General features: G+C 46.1%; 11 protein-coding genes. 10 read left to right on the top strand and 1 reads right to left on the bottom strand.

Going from position 1 to position 15,912, the window contains the following annotated elements:
- From C5O22_RS13465 to C5O22_RS04320, 8 genes are all read left to right on the top strand, one after another.
- Positions 1–964: hypothetical protein (locus C5O22_RS13465; RefSeq protein ID WP_165910399.1), on the top strand; the 964-nt coding region annotated here is incomplete at its 5' end.
- Between the two features lie 13 nt (positions 965–977).
- Positions 978–2,363, top strand: a complete 1,386-nt coding sequence (locus C5O22_RS04350) for a radical SAM/SPASM domain-containing protein (RefSeq protein ID WP_132779972.1) — start codon at positions 978–980, stop codon at positions 2,361–2,363.
- Positions 2,353–2,985, top strand: coding sequence for an ATP-binding cassette domain-containing protein (locus C5O22_RS04345; protein ID WP_132779971.1), 633 nt, complete (start codon positions 2,353–2,355; stop codon positions 2,983–2,985). The genes C5O22_RS04350 and C5O22_RS04345 overlap by 11 nt, the downstream gene beginning before the upstream one ends.
- Positions 2,982–3,749: a hypothetical protein gene (locus C5O22_RS04340; RefSeq protein ID WP_132779970.1), complete on the top strand. Its 768-nt coding sequence runs from the start codon at positions 2,982–2,984 to the stop codon at positions 3,747–3,749. Before C5O22_RS04345 ends, C5O22_RS04340 begins: the two co-directional genes overlap by 4 nt.
- 98 nt (positions 3,750–3,847) lie before the next feature.
- The gene (locus C5O22_RS04335) at positions 3,848–4,897 is read left to right on the top strand and encodes a radical SAM protein (RefSeq protein ID WP_132779969.1); all 1,050 of its coding nucleotides are present in this window, start codon (positions 3,848–3,850) and stop codon (positions 4,895–4,897) included.
- A gap of 235 nt (positions 4,898–5,132) precedes the next feature.
- Complete coding sequence (locus C5O22_RS04330; protein WP_132779968.1) at positions 5,133–7,124, top strand: 4-alpha-glucanotransferase; 1,992 nt, start codon at positions 5,133–5,135, stop codon at positions 7,122–7,124.
- 15 nt (positions 7,125–7,139) lie between these two features.
- Positions 7,140–10,982, top strand: coding sequence for an alpha-amylase family glycosyl hydrolase (locus C5O22_RS04325; RefSeq protein WP_243692861.1), 3,843 nt, complete (start codon positions 7,140–7,142; stop codon positions 10,980–10,982).
- A gap of 33 nt (positions 10,983–11,015) precedes the next feature.
- A complete protein-coding gene (locus C5O22_RS04320; protein WP_132779967.1) occupies positions 11,016–12,176 on the top strand; it encodes an HD domain-containing protein in 1,161 nt (386 codons plus the stop codon).
- Positions 12,177–12,279: 103 nt separating this feature from the next.
- Here C5O22_RS04320 and thrC read toward each other — a convergent pair whose 3' ends face one another.
- Positions 12,280–13,584, bottom strand: a complete 1,305-nt coding sequence (gene thrC / locus C5O22_RS04315) for a threonine synthase (protein ID WP_132779966.1) — start codon at positions 13,582–13,584, stop codon at positions 12,280–12,282.
- 267 nt (positions 13,585–13,851) lie between these two features.
- Here thrC and C5O22_RS04310 point away from each other — a divergent pair, with 267 nt between their 5' ends.
- Together C5O22_RS04310 and C5O22_RS04305 are read left to right on the top strand one after the other, a co-directional pair.
- Entirely contained in the window at positions 13,852–14,844 is a 993-nt protein-coding gene (locus C5O22_RS04310; protein ID WP_132779965.1) for a ketopantoate reductase family protein, read from the top strand.
- A 34-nt stretch (positions 14,845–14,878) separates the two neighbouring features.
- Positions 14,879–15,838, top strand: a complete 960-nt coding sequence (locus C5O22_RS04305; protein WP_132779964.1) for an AAA family ATPase — start codon at positions 14,879–14,881, stop codon at positions 15,836–15,838.
- Positions 15,839–15,912: the final 74 nt, after the last annotated feature.

Below are 15,912 nucleotides of genomic sequence, written 5' to 3'. Positions count from 1 at the left end.
ACTATTATGGCAGAGCGCGGTTGTCTTCTACTTTTTATGTTCGTTTTTTGCTTTTGCCGATATATTCCCTTGGCTTGAATGGTATGGTAGTAAGGTAGAAGGAGCTCAAATATATGACGGTGTATATGGTGTCATTTCTGATTGGGATGTCAATCTTTCTCCATGGTTGAGGAAAATATATGTAGACTTTTTTGGAGCTTCAATTCGAAAAGTTTCGAATGACTATGGAATTGGTTCCTTTAATTATTTAAAAGAAAATAAAATCTCTTTGTTATCAAAACTAGAAACAGAAAAAATTGGTTTTATAACCTATGCTTTTATAAATGGGTTGTGGATTAGTTTAGATACAGCAAATATTTATAGATACCTAACGTCTCTGGAGTTGAAAGTGGGTGATTATAAGGGGAATGAGAAATTCCCTGTAGAGGGATGGATACTGAACAACAAACCGACAATTATTATAAAGGATATGAGCTTAATAAATATAGAATATGAATTTTATACAGGTTTATGGAAGAGCATAAATAGGAATATTATTTTTTCTCTTAGTTTAAATGCGAAAAAGAATTTATATATGAGTTATGATAAAGATATTCTTCCTTTTTTTTATTATGGAGTGAATGAAATCTTTGCTAAAGATTATTTTTATTTCTCTTTGGGATGTGATTATGTTTTTAAACAAATATTTAATTATACAAATATCAATGATAAAGGGGAAGAAGAAGATTTTCTTGTTTATCCAACAATAGGTCTTGTCTACAGAATAGGGGGTTACACAAATACTTATTCTTTTTGTTGGCTTGATCATACCTTGGAACTGCGCTCTTTTATATTACCATTTAAAAATGGGAAAATGAATGTTCCTGTCAGTATGTCTCTAATATTTAGTGTAAATAATCCTCAATGGAACGATTATACATTTTCAACTCTTGTCAATGTAGGGTTAGGATACTATCAATACTAAAAGGGGGTAAAATATGTTGTATGTTGTAAGTGATAATATTATATATTCAGATGTTACTATGGAATTCTTCGAAACAGGGAAAGAATTAATAGATCTGGTTAGGAGAAATCCTACAGAAGAAAATCAAAACAAAAATGAAACCTTAAGAAATATAAGAAAGGATATTGGCGATTTAACAGAGAATCAGAATGCCAATGCCATCATTGAGCAGAATAATCCTTTTTTCTCTCTTCGTAGGTTGACATTTATTATGACAAACGCATGTAATTTTAGGTGTTCTTATTGTTATGAAGATTTTTATGAAAATGGTAAGTTGAATAGTCCGAAGAATCAGATAATAAATATAAATAGTTGTATTAAATACGTAGAAAAAATAAGTAACATTTATAATAAAATTGAGAGTATATGTTTTTTTGGGGGAGAACCACTTCTGGAGCTAAATAATATTCAAAGTATTTGTAAGGAATTAAAAGAAAGAGGTTATAATATTCATTTTAGTATTATTACTAATGGTTCTATTTATAATGATAAAGTATATTCCCTTCTTAAAAACTATCAATTTAGTATTACTGTTAGTTTGGATGGACCAGAAGAATACCATAATCTGACAAGAATATCTAGAAATGGAATGGGAACATATAAAAATGTAGCGAATAATATAAAGAATATGATAACGGATGGGCTTCCTGTTTCGATTCAAGGAACACTTACCATGGAGCATATAGACAAGGGTTTTGGTATTGTTGATTTTTCTAAGTTTTTAAAAAAAGAATTTAATATTAGTAATGCCCATATAGTACCTGTTCAATATGATGGTAATAGCCAGATCCAATGGAATAATGATGCAATTGAAAAATTAATAAAATCATATTTAGATTATGATATATATAACATCAAAAAAATAGAAGAAGGCAGATACGAAGATATTCTTTTTTCATCTGCTTTTTTTGATGTTCTAATCGCAATAATAAATAAAAGAAGAAACTATCTTATTTGTCCTTCTGGAACAGAGCTTGCTGTTTCCACGGAAGGTTTTTTATATCCATGTTTTATGCTTGTTAATAAAGATTGCATAAGGCCTCTTGGTGATCTTAACACTCCTGATAAAATAATAAAGAATAATATATTAGATTATATTCAGGAAACCATGAAAGTTAATACTCGTTTTTGTCGCAGTTGTTATGCAAAAAATATATGTCATGGCTGTGTTGGAGCTAATGTGAATGAGAATAAATCTATTAATATACCTTCACGTCTTTTATGTGCATTGACTAGAGAAAGAGTAAAAAATGTAATTATTTATATAAATGATTTACAAAAAGATAAGAGACAATGGAAGAAATTTGTAGATAATTTTAATTTATGTTTTAGTTCCAAAAGGAATAATTATGAATGTTGAGAATAATTCTATACTAGTTCTTTCTGGAATAGTAAAAAATTATAAAGACTTATCTGTATTGAAAGATCTTAATATGGAGATTGATAAAGGCGATGTTGTCTCAATTGAAGGAAAGAATGGATGTGGTAAGACAACCTTACTATCTATTATTTTGGGGTTTGAAAAAGCAGACGCGGGTTTTGTAAAAGCTGAAAAACTAGGGGAAGGAATGTCTGGTTATATTAATCGCCCTATTCTTTTTAGAAATATGACGATATTAGAAAATATAGAATATTTTTTTACACTATCAAATAAAAAAATAAAAGAAGAAATAATCTTAGATTATTTAGATTATTTAAGTATTAAAGATATAAACAAAAGAGCAAAGGATTTATCTACCGGAATGCAAAAAAAAGTTGCTATTCTTCGTCATCTGCTTACTAAATCAGATTTGTATGTTTTTGATGAACCCTTTTCTGGCCTTGATGAGGAAAGTGTTGAAAAGATAAAGAATCTTTTTAGGAAAGAAGTTGTAGAAAGACAGGCTTCTTTATTGTATACAAATCATCAAAAAGAAATAGTTGTTCTTGAAAATCAGAAGAACTATGTTCTTGAAAATGGTATATTGAAGGATAAAATATGAGCAAATATTTTATAGAAAACAGAAAAATATATTTAGAGTTGTTTATCTGGATTCTTGTTTTCTTTTTCATCTCTTTTTTATGTTGGTGCCAGGTTAGATTAGGAACAAACTTGGTCATTACACCAAAAGAATATTTACTCATAACCAATAATTTTTTGCTTTCTTTTTTTATTTTTTACATTATTGTTAATGAGATTTTGTATTTTTCCCAAGATTACTTGTACGGTTATATATATGTATATCTTGAGTCTTTGAAAAGTAGAAAAAAGTATTATGCTTTTAAACTGAAGGCTTCTGTTCTTAAGTGGCTAGTTATATATGGGCTAATAACATTATTATCATTAATGATCGCTCCTCAATTTAAGAGTGAAATAGGTATTCTTATCGAAAATACTACTATCGATATATATAACTTGTATTCTCGCTATTTAATGCAACAAATCCCCTTTATATTATTAATGGTTCTGGTAATGCAGTTAGGGGGTATGATTGTTATCATAAAAAATGATAGTATTTTCTTATCTCTAATGACCGGTTGTGCTTTATTGATTGTTTCTGTTTTCTTGGAAGCTTATTTTCCTCTTTACAAGTACTTTATGTTCGGTGGTATTTCATGCTTTTTTGAATATGCTTCTATTCAATCAAAATTATGTGTATATGGTGTAAATGTGGTGTTTTTGTTGTTATGTAATATAGTTATGTATTATCTGAATGTATTTTTGCTGGAACGAAAGGACATATTATGGAGAATTTCTGTAAAGTAGAATTGTTTTAGTTTTTTGTTGATATCCATTAAATTAAAGTTAATTTTTACTTTGTAATAGAGTGGTAGAAGAGGATAATTTAGTATATTCTTAGCATCATGAATCTCCTTTCTTTCTACGATGCTTGCACCCTTTGTCCCCGTAACTGTGGGGTTAATCGAAATCGGGGGGACCGGGGTTTTTGTGGTGAAACGGCGGCCCTCCGAGTTGCTGTAGCGAATATTCATAAGGGAGAAGAGCCTCCTATTACCGGCCTGGGAGGGTCGGGGACTATTTTTGTAACCGGTTGTACCCTGGGCTGCCTTTTTTGTCAGAATTGGCAGGTCTCTCAGCATGGGATGGGGCGGGTGGTGGAGACCGATGAGCTAGCCCGTATCATGCTGGCCCTGCAGGATGTGGGAGCAGAGAACATCAATATTGTTACCGGAAGCCACGCCCTTCCCGCCCTTTGCGAAGGAGTTCTACGGGCCCGAAAAGAGGGACTTGAAATACCGATTTTATGGAACAGTTCTGCCTATGAAAGCGTGGCAGCCGTCGAAGCAGGCTCTCCCTATATCGATGTGTACCTTCCTGACCTGAAGACCCTGGACGAGGAAATAGGTCGCCGCTATTTTCATGCCCCTGATTATGGCATGAAGGCCCAGGAAGCTATCCTGAAAATGATAGAGCTAAAACCCCTTGTGTATGGGCCGAGCCGGCATAATCGTAAAACCTCGGCCCAGGTTCCTGCTCTTCAGGAAGAAAAGACTGGGGAGGCCGAAGATACCGTATCGGTCCTTCGTCAGGGGGTGGTTATCCGTCACCTGGTGTTGCCTGGTCAATTGGATGCGACCCGGCAGGTGCTGGAATGGTTTGTCAGCCACGCCCAGGGAAAGGCCCTTCTTTCCCTCATGACCCAGTATACGCCGGTGTATCAAGGGGGGCACGTCTCTCAGGGAAGTATCCCCGGTCGCTATGTGGGTCAGCGGGAATTTGATACCCTTATGAGATGGCTGGATGACTATGAGATAGAGGGGGGCTTTTATCAGGAATTGGTTCAGGACGATGAGTGGCTGCCGGACTTTAATCGGATAAATCCGTTCTCTTCGGAGCTTTCGGTTCCCGTCTGGCACTGGACGGCAGGATTTGTTCGGTCCTCCGGGAAATAGATCGAGAGTTTTAGGATTCCCCTTTTCCCCCCCATTGGATAATAAAGTGAACAACTTTTTATTTACAAAACCGGTTTAATAATCATATACTGATGGTGGATAGGGATACAAACATGCCGATAAACATACCAATCCGGGAATTTCGGTACTAGCGGGGCTCAAGAGAGCTGAACCCGCGAAATCGGTATTGTGAATGGGCCAGGGTAAAAACTAAAAAGAAGGAGTACCAATCGATATGGTAGATCAGAACAAGCCTCGTTTGGGTATAGCAGTGCCGGTGGGGGCGCTCCGAACAGCAGACAATGAGGGAGTAGGGGATTTCCTTTCGCTTATTCCGCTGGGAAACTGGTGTGCATCCCTCGGTATTACCCTAATCCAACTCTTGCCCGTAAATGACACGGGTTTTCAAAGTTCTCCGTACAGTGCCCTTACTGCCTATGGTCTCCACCCCTTATATTTACGACTGAGTGCCATCCCAGAAGCGAGTCGGTATACAAAAGAAATTAGGGCACTAAAAGAAAAATACGATAGTCAACATCGCTTTCTGTATGGGGCTGTTCAGGATGCCAAAATAGCCTTACTGCGTACCATATACTCGGATGAAAAAGAAGGCATTCAAAAACGGAGTGTGGCCGGTGGCGACATTGGGGAATGGATAACCACCAATCCCTGGGTAATTGAGTATGCCCTTTTCCGTTCTTTAAAAGATCGCCATGGGGGGCGCCACTGGAAAGAGTGGCCCGAATTCCAGCAGGTGGAAAAAGAGGCCCTCCTTTCTTTGTGGGAAAACCCTGCCTATCGGGAAGAAGCCCTTTTCTGGGTGTGGGTTCAGTTCAATCTGGATAAACAATTTCGAGAGGCCGCTCGGGCGGTGCGAAATCTGGGCATCATGTTAAAAGGGGACTTACCAATTCTTCTTAACGAGGATTCCTGTGACGTGTGGGCCCACCCGGAGTATTTCTTTCGGGAACTTTCGGCGGGGGCGCCGCCGATGCCCATGGAACCGGCGGGCCAGAATTGGGGATTCCCCGTGTATAATTGGGAACACCATGCAAGGGAAGGCTTCCGGTGGTGGAAAGAGCGGGTTCGTCATGCATCTACCTATTATGATGCCTATCGACTCGACCATGTGCTGGGGTTTTTTCGGCTCTGGGCTACTTCTGTTTTTGATGAAACCGCCGCCCTGGGGCGGTTCCTTCCTTCTGAGCCGATCTTCCGTACAGAACTCGAACAGCGGGGGTTTGATGGAGGAAGAATTCGGTGGCTTTCGGAACCCCACGTCCCAACCCAGGAACTGAGAAATGCAGTAGGGGATCTGCCGCAGGCCGAGGCGGAGGTCCGCAAGGTCTGCGCCCTTGCCCTGGAGCAGATCGGGCAGGAGCCTCTCTGGTTGTTTAAAAAGACCATCCGGGGCGAACGGGATCTTAAGAACCTCGATATTAATGAGTCATTGCGGACGTGCTTATTAGGGGCCTGGAAAAATCGGACCTTACTGGAATACGAACCAGGGGTCTTTGTGCCCACCTGGACCTATTGGGATACCCGGGCCTTTACTTCCCTTTCTGACGAGGAACGCTGGAAGCTCGATACGCTTATCCAGGAAAAACGTCGAGCCTCGGAAAAACTCTGGGAACAGCAGGGGCGCGCTATTCTTTCGGCTCTTAAAGAGGCCAGTTCCATGGTAATTTGTGCGGAAGATCTGGGAGCTATCCCTGATTGTGTGCCGGTGGTATTAGAGGAGCTTGGCATTTTAAGCCTAAAAATAGTTCGATGGACCCGAAAATGGAATGAATGGGGCGAACCCTATATTCCCTTTGAACAGTATCCTGAGCGGGCGGTGTGTACACCGGCGGTACATGATACGAGTACCCTTCGTCAGTGGTGGGAAGCAGAGGCGGATCGAGAAGCCTTTAAGAGAATTCTTAAGGATCCTGACTTGCCCGATACTTATACACCCCAGGTAGCATTTGCAATTTTGAGAGACTGTGCGGCAAGTCCTGCCCGTTTTGTGATTTTTCAAATCCAGGATCTATTACATCTATCGGGGCGGTGGTATACTAAAGATCCTGGGGAGGAGCGGATAAATATTCCCGGGACGGTGAGTAGTTTTAATTGGACCTATCGTCTCCCTGCCCCAATAGAAGTATTGGCAGAGGATACGGTACTCAGCGAAGCGGTGCGGGCCCTGGCTGAAATACGGGATTCCCGGTTTCTAAACAAGAAATAAAGCGAGGAGTTAATAATGGAAAGGCTGGTTATCAGTTTACAAAGACTTACTCCGTCCATGTGCTTACCGGGGACAGAAGAAAGGTGCTCCCCCGATGCAGAGAGTACTGTGGCAGGTCACGGGACCATTTCTGCCCGAACCGTGCCCTTTTGTGGTGCCGATGGTGGAACCGGAGGGGGCATCCCAGGCCCCCGGGCGGACCTCTGTTTTGCCCAGCGGGAATTTCATGTGGCCCGCTCCATCCGGGATCAATATGAATTACCGGCACCCCTTTTTGCGCTCCGGGGAAATGTGATTCTTGCGGACTTTAAGGCGGTCCGAGATTTTGCCCATAAAATCAATAGCCGTATTAACCCGGAACTCCACCCTGAACGGTACATTCGGGCAGGGAAACTCAACGCCATGGGGCTCATTGATGAAATTTTGCACTACGTGGCAGCCCTGTACCGGGAACAGGCCGCTCCTATGGCCCTCGAAAGTTTGTACACCGCCCTGGAAGAAAAACTCGGTAAGGAAAAGCTAGCCCGCCTTTTTACCACCTTTGTAGAGCTGTTCCCTCCCCAGGTGGTATATGAAGGAGGGCAGACCGTGGCTGCCTATCTTGCTGGTTCAGATGAGGGAATCCCCAATCGCCTCCTGGTACTGGAAGAATTGATGCTTCTGCGGCTTGCCAATGAAAATCCCGCCTTTGAGCCCTTCCTCTTTATGTTTTCTGATGCTCCCCTTGTAAAAGAAACGGCCTATGCGGAGGCCATAAGGGTTATTAAAGAACACTTTAAAACACTCCCCTATTTTGGCCCCGATCATCAGGACCTCTGGGAAATGCTCCACAGCCCTGCGGTCGCAGAACCCTACTCCCTTACGGGTCAACTGGAATATATCCGTAAGAAGTGGGGGCTCCTCATCGGCAAGTATTTAAAACGATTACTCACGAGCCTGGACGTTATTAAGGAAGAAGAAAAGCCCGTATTTATGGGGCCTGGCCCAACCCGCACGTACGTGTATTCCGAACTAGAGCATGAGTATGAGCGGTTTAGCGAAGACCGGGAATGGATGCCCCGAACCGTACTTATGGCTAAGACTATCCTTGTTTGGTTGTATCAACTTTCCCGGAAGTACAACCGGGACATCCATCGGCTGGACCAAATCCCCGATGAAGAACTGGATGAACTTGCCCGTCGGGGTTTTACGGGGCTATGGCTTATTGGTATCTGGGAACGGAGTAAGGCAAGCCGGGAGATTAAGCGTCGTTGTGGAAACCCCGAAGCGGCCGCCAGCGCCTATAGCCTGTACGATTATGATGTGGCCGCCGAATTAGGGGGCTGGGAAGCCCTGGATAATCTGCGGCATCGCTGTGCCTGGCGGGGGATCCGCCTTGGGGCGGACATGGTCCCAAACCATACGGGGATCGATTCTCGCTGGGTCATGGAACATCCCGATCGGTTTCTACAACTCCGGTATCCTCCCTTCCCTGGTTATACCTTTAACGGGGAAAATCTTTCGGATCGGGAAGGGATAGGGATCTACCTGGAAGATCACTACTATAGCCGCAGCGATGCGGCGGTGGTCTTTAAACGGGTGGATTTCAGAACCGGCGACGTTCGGTATATCTACCATGGGAACGATGGTACCTCCATGCCCTGGAACGATACGGCCCAGATCGATTTCCTTAACCCTGAAGCCCGGGAAGCGGTGATTCAAACTATTATTGGGGTGTGTAAACAGTTCCCTATTGTGCGTTTTGATGCGGCCATGACCCTAGCAAAACGGCACATTCAGCGCCTTTGGTATCCCGAACCAGGCCATGGGGGAGATATTCCGAGTCGGGCCGAATTTGCCCTGACAAAAGAAGAGTTTGATCGGCGGATGCCCGTGGAATTCTGGCGGGAAGTGGTGGATCGCTGTGCGGTGGAAGCCCCTGATACATTGCTTCTGGCAGAGGCCTTCTGGATGATGGAAGGCTACTTTGTTCGTACCCTGGGCATGCATCGGGTGTACAATTCCGCCTTCATGAACATGCTCAAGATGGAAGAAAACGCCAAATATCGGGCTACCATCAAGAATACCCTGGAATTTGATCCCCAGATCCTGCAGCGTTTTGTGAATTTTATGAATAACCCCGATGAAGAAACCGCGGTGGCCCAATTTGGAAAGGGGGATAAGTACTTTGGGGTATGCACCCTCATGTGTACCATGCCGGGGCTTCCTATGTTTGGGCACGGCCAAATAGAGGGCTTTGAAGAAAAATACGGAATGGAGTATCGTCGGGCCTACCGGGATGAAGTACCCGATGCCGCTCTGGTGGCCCGCCATGAGCGGGAAATATTCCCCCTGTTAAAAAAGCGACGACTTTTTGCTGGGGCAGAACACTTTGCCCTGTACGACCTTTTTACTCATGATGGTTCAGTAAACGAAAACGTTTTTGCCTACTCTAATCGACTGGGGGATGAGCGGGCCCTCGTACTCTATAACAATAGCTATCAACGGGCTGCCGGTTGGATTCGGGAAGCTTCCCCGGTAATGCGGAAAAACGCCGATGGGAGCAAATCGTTGGTACGCCGTTCCCTGGTGGAAGCCCTGGGGTTAAGCGGCGCCCCGAACCGTTTTACGGTACTGCATGAGCAACGGACCGACCTGTGGTATATCCGCTCGAGTAAAGAACTGGCAGAGCAGGGACTCTTTATCGCCTTGGATGGCTATCAATCCCAGGTGTTTTTAGATATTCACGAAGTAGAAGATAATAGTCTTGGCCACTGGAGAAAGTTATGGAATGAACTTGCAGGCAGGGGCGTGCAGAACCTGCATAGTGCTTTCCAGGATCTTTTCTTGCGAGACCTTTATGGAGCTTTTAAGGAACTGGTAAAACCTTCGTTTTTCAATGCCATAAGGGCTCTGTGTGATCCCGCTGAAAAATCTATTAAGGCTGCGCCTTTTTTGGAATCGATCCGGGGGGCTGCCTTGCGATATGTACAGATTGCCCGGGATTACCTGGATGGTGCCTCGGGTCAATATGAATCCTTTGAACGGGATAGTTCCTACACGATGGTGCAGGACGAAAAGATCTGGGAATCCTTTGCCCTTTCGCTCCAGCGGTTGTTTAAACTGGTAGAATACGAAGGACGTCCTCCTGCAGCGTTTTCGACTTCTACGAAAAATCTTATTAAAGAACTGGTCCGTACCTGCGGCGAACAGCCCCGGGTTGCCAGTTATGTGGCGGGATATGCTATTCTGGCCCTGAACCGGGGGATTATCGGAGAAGGGGCAAGCGGAAAGGATGCCCGCCGCCTGGTGGATCACTGGTGCCTGGATCGGAAACTTAAGGAAGTGTATCAGGAAATGGGCTATCCTTTCGAAGAGGTTGATCGGGTGGTGGAACTCCTCAAGCTTATCCTGGAACACTCCACCCGCGAACTAGCTCCTGAGGAAACGCAGGAAAAGAATAAGGCCCTTCTGCTTGCCCGGGAAATATTTACAGATGCCCATACCCGCGCCTTCCTGGGAGTCCATCTTTTTAATGACATTGAGTGGTTTAATAAGGAACGCTTCGAAGAGGCGCTCCTCTATGCCACCCTCGTGGCCTGTATTGAGTCCGACGATGCGGGATTCAAAGATCCCGCTCTTTCCTCTCGCCGGTCTTCGCGCCGAAAAGATCATGGTCAGGAAGAAGGGCCTTCTCGTTTTACGCCAACCCCCCATCCTTCAAAAATTCGCTTTGCCGAATGGCACCGACGGGTGGAGGAAGTAGCCCGAATACACCTTGATTTTCTCCAGGCCCTGTCAGACTCGGCCTATCAGGTGGCCAACATCGAACAAGCTTTGAAGGGAACGTTGCCAATAAAAAAAATTAAGCCCCTATAAAACGAGTAGGGGGACGGGAAGGAACTAGGTTCGATGGATGAACTCGTAGAGCCCCTCCGGCGCGCCGGGGTGCGATGGTCTTTTGTTCAATTTAGTGCGCTGGATGCCTATTTTGGAGAGCCCCCGCTGAATTATCGATGGGTCCAGGTGGACGCGGAGTTGCAAAACCTGGCCCGCTGGTACGATGAGCTCCTGTTCCCCGGCGCCATGGTGGCCGATGCGATGGTTCAGAAGGGGGAGCAGGTCCTGTTCTTCCGTTGCGGTGCCTCGCTCCTTCAGGGGCTTCCTGCCTATCGCATCCTTACCCTTTCCTACCAACCAGAGCAGGATGTCTTTTATGATCCTGAAGCCAGGTACTGGTCAATCCGTTCGTTAAAAACTCCCCATCTGGAGAAGGTCTCCTGGTGGGATACCCTTGATAGCCATTCAAGTTATGAGCGGGCCGCTTTTGAAGGGGCCATTTTGCTTGCCCGGTATACAGAGCCGGCGCTCCTCGTTTCTTCTACAGAAATCCATGATGAAATTCTGCGCATTGTGGCAGAAACGATTCTTGATCTTTCTAATCATGAAAATCTTCCGATTCGTTTGCAACAACTGCTTCTCTACTATGTGCTTAGTTCAAAAAACACCGCCCTGGCGTTTCGTTTGTTAAAAGAGATAGGCTTTATCCATGCCTACTGGCCAGAACTGGATGCCCTTGAAACCATTGATCATGCAAAGGAATACCACCCCGAAGGAAATGGCTGGGAACATACCCTCGAAACCTTTCGGCATCGGAAGAAAAGCGATTTTGTGCTTTCCCTGGCCTTGCTTCTCCATGATATAGGAAAGCCCCTGGCCGATGTTTCTGGGAGTCATCGGTTTGACCGGCATGCGGAATTGGGGGCCCAGGTGGCGAGCCGGTTTCTGGAACGGCTTGAATTCCCCCCTTCCCTTATCGAAAAGGTGCATTTTTTGGTGCGCCACCATATGATGCCTGCGGCCTTGCCGAAACTGCCCTACAACCGGGTTAAGGATGCCCTGGCGAATCCCCTGTTTCCTCTCTTGTTGGAATTGTATCGTTGTGATGAGGCCTCGTCCTTTAAAGGGCTGGATGGGTACTACGCAAGCGCCGCCCTGTATCAAAACTACCTGCGCAACCGACGAAATCCCTATCGACGAGAGGATGGTCAAATAGAGCGCCCCCTTTTGTAACACCCCGTTCTCTTAAACAGCCTGGAGGTGGCTTCCCTGAGGGGGGCAATCGAGGGTTCCCTGCATATCCACCGCTCGGGAGAAAGCCCCGTTAATCCTTTCCTTAACAGCAACCGGCGATAGCCGCCTCAAGGGCATCGATATGGGGGGGGATGATGCTTACGGGGACACTTTCTTTTTCCAGTTCTTGAAGATGGGGTGGGGTAACCGGACGCTTACCGGTTAATTCCTCAAGGAGATCCGCATATTTAGCAGGATGCCCCGTGGAAAGCACCACCACGTGCCCGTCTTCCAGGTCTGCTTCCAAGAGTTTTTCCGCCGCCGCAAGCCCCACTGCTCCATGGGGGTCCAGATGAATTTTATAGGTTTCCCAGGCTTTCCGAATGGCCTCCCGGGTTTCTGCATCGTTAATAGATTTCGGATACACCATGTTTCGCATGACCGCGGGGGCCTCTTCGTAAAATGCCGCAAGGCGTTCGTAGTTTGAGGGGTTTGCCACATCCATGGAGCGAGAGAGGGTCTGAATCGGTGCTTTGGGAATAAACTGTTTTCCCTTAAAGAAATCTCCAAAGGCATCATTGGCGTTGGTGGCCGCGATGAAACCATTTACGGGGAGTCCGAATTTCCATGCGTACAGACCGGCTAGAAGATTACCGAAATTCCCTGAGGGGACACTAAAAAGGAGGTCCCCCCGGACAAATTTTTTTATTTTGATGAAGGCATACAGGAAGTAAAAGGTTTGAGGTAAAAGCCGCCCCACATTGATCGTGTTAGCGCTCGTAACATGATAGCGGTTGATAAAGGGCCGATCTTCAAAGAGTTCCCGGATCAGTCGCTGGCAGTCGTCAAAGGTTCCATCAATCTGGATGGGAAGGATATTACCGCCGTTGGGAACAAAAGTCGCGGGATCCAGCCCTTTAACGGTGCCCCGGGGATACAGAATGACCGCCGTAAGCCCTTTCCGCCCCTGGAATGCCCGGGCGACACTGGAACCGGTATTCCCCGTGGTCGCCGTAATGGTCAGGGCATACCCATTTTCCCCCAGGAACTCTTCCATTACCGCCGCCAGGAAGGCAATACCAAAATCTTTAAAGACCCCCGTAGGTCCATGGTGCAATTCCAGAACAGAAAGATGATTGTTTAATTGTTTTAAAATTGGTTCAAAGTGAAAAGCACTTGTGGCTACCCGATTGGCCGAAATAGGGTTTAGTTCTCCTTCAAAAAGGGTGGGCACGATGGCTGCCACAAGGTCCCCGTAGGTAGTGTTTTGGTCCATATACAGGAAGAATTGCCGGAGATCCACCAGGGATGCGGGCACATAGAGGCCTCCATCTTCGGGAAGACATTGAAATATGGCGTCCTTAAAGGAAAGGGTCTTGTGTTTGTTTTTAGTGGTAGTAAAAACCATGGTCACTCCTTTTTACTGCGAGTGCATGCATACAATGTTCATACATCTTTCTATCAGGGGTAATTGTAGTTAATTCCCTTACGTGGGACAAGGTGGTTACTGACTATCTTCCAAAAAGGCGCTCTTTACGGATTTTTTTCTCCATCGTACAATGGGGCTATTCTTGATTAGCCCAATTAAAAATGAAAGGGCCCTCTGCAGCGATCCTGGAAGATGGGTAGCTACAAGAGGAGTATCATTTTGTAAGTTTAAAGAAGGGGGACCACCATGAAACCCATAGAAAAGGTTCTTATTGTAGGGGCAGGTGCTATTGGAACTGCCATAGGTTCCATAATTGAAAAAAACAAACCCGGTTCGGTAGCGGTTCTCGCTGATGGAGAGCGTTATGATCGCTATAATCGGGAAGGTTTTGTGGTAAATGGGGAAAAAATCCGTTTCCCCGTGGTGGCGCCGGTCCAGCATGCACTCCGTGATGGAGGGCCCAGGGAAGAAAGCCGGTCCAGCCCCTTCTTTGACCTGGTGATCGTGGCGGTAAAGTATCACCACCTCCAGGAGGCTATCCAGCAAATGGCCGGGCATGTGGGGCCCGAAACGACGATCCTTTCCCTTTTGAACGGTATTTCGAGTGAAGAAATCCTGGGCCAAACCTTTGGGGCTGGCCCAGGGGCCCCTGAGGGGGTCCATATCCCCCCCTATGCGATGATCCTGGGAATCGATGCGGTGCGGCTGGGGAACGAAACCCGTTTTGCTTCCACCGGTAAGATTTACTTTGGGGAGACCCTGAATAAAGAGGGTTCTTACAGTCCCCGGGTCGCCCGGCTAAAGGCCTTTTTTGATGCCGCCGGCGTGCCCTACGTTATTCCAGAGAATATGCTCCGGTCCCTCTGGTTCAAGTTTATGATCAACGTGGGGATTAATCAGGCCTCGGCAATTTTACGGGCCTCTTATCGGGTATTCCAGCAGGTTCCTGAGGCGAAGGCGGTGATGGAGGCCCTGCAGCGGGAGGTAATCGCCATTTCGCAGGTATTGAATATCAATCTGGGGGAAGAAGATCTGGCCGCCTGGGAAAAAACACTGGCCGGTTTGCACCCGGATAACTACACGTCCATGTGTCAGGATGTACTTGCGAGCCGGAAAACGGAAGTGGAAATGTTTGCCGGCACGGTGATTGCCCTTGGTCGTCAGTATCATATTCCTACGCCGGCCAATGAAATGGCCTATAACCTTATAAAAGCGATGGAATCGCTCTATTTACATTGAAAGTGTATCCGCTTGATGCTATGCTCAAACTACGATGGATATATACAGTGTAGGACCGCGCTTAAAGAAAGGAGCCGAGCAGGTTATAAAGGGTAAGGCCCTTTTCCTGGAAGCCCTTATTACTGGTCTTCTGGGAAAGGGCCATGTGCTTATTGAAGACATGCCAGGAGTAGGGAAAACTACGGTGGCAAAGACCCTGGCCCATCTTGTGGCCGATGGACAGGGGAAACCCCTTAGTTTTAAGCGTATCCAGTGTACCCCCGATGTGCTCCCCTACGATATTACGGGGGTAGATGTGTTTGACCCTGAAACGCGGTCCTTTCGTTTTCTACCGGGGCCCGTGTTTGCTCATTTTGTGCTGGCCGACGAAATTAACCGGACCACCCCCAAGGTTCAATCGGCTCTGCTGGAAGCTATGGCCGAGCAACAGGTAACCATTGGAACGACGACCCACCATCTTTCAGAGCCCTTTATGGTAATTGCCACCCAGAACCCCGTGGAAACTGAAGGAACCTATCCTCTGCCGGTGGCCCAGTTGGATCGTTTTATGATGCGCCTTTCGGTAGGATATCCGGATCGGGATGCGGAACTGGAAATTCTTTCGGAAAATCCCGCCGAAACGGTGCTCCATGAAATTCAACCGGTGGTTCAAAAAGAGGAACTCCTCGCGGCTCGAGCGGCAGTGACAAACCTCTATTGCCATCAGGAACTAAAGGAAAGCATCGCCGATCTTGTGCGGAGTACCCGGGAACATCCCGATATTCATTTGGGCTGTTCTCCCCGGGCGGGATTGCACCTTCTTATGGCCTGTAAGGCCCGGGCCTTACTCCATGGGAGAAACTATGTAACCGACGAAGATGTCCTCTTCCTTGCTCCCGCGGTATTAGCCCATCGCGTCCAGTTACGGGATCCCCGTGCCAGGGCCGAACCCCTTATCCAGGACTTAGCCCATCACTACCTGAAAAAACATGTGGCCCTTTCGAATATCTCCTGAATTTTCTTCAGTACCTACCGCTCGTGATAAAAAAGACCCTTTATCGGAAGGCCTCCGCCGGCAGGAAAAAGACG

The organism is Treponema sp. J25, from assembly GCF_004343725.1.
Lineage (GTDB): Bacteria > Spirochaetota > Spirochaetia > Treponematales > Breznakiellaceae > J25.
Note: the sequence above shows the minus strand (reverse complement) of the source record. Positions and strands in the feature narration are given on the sequence as shown.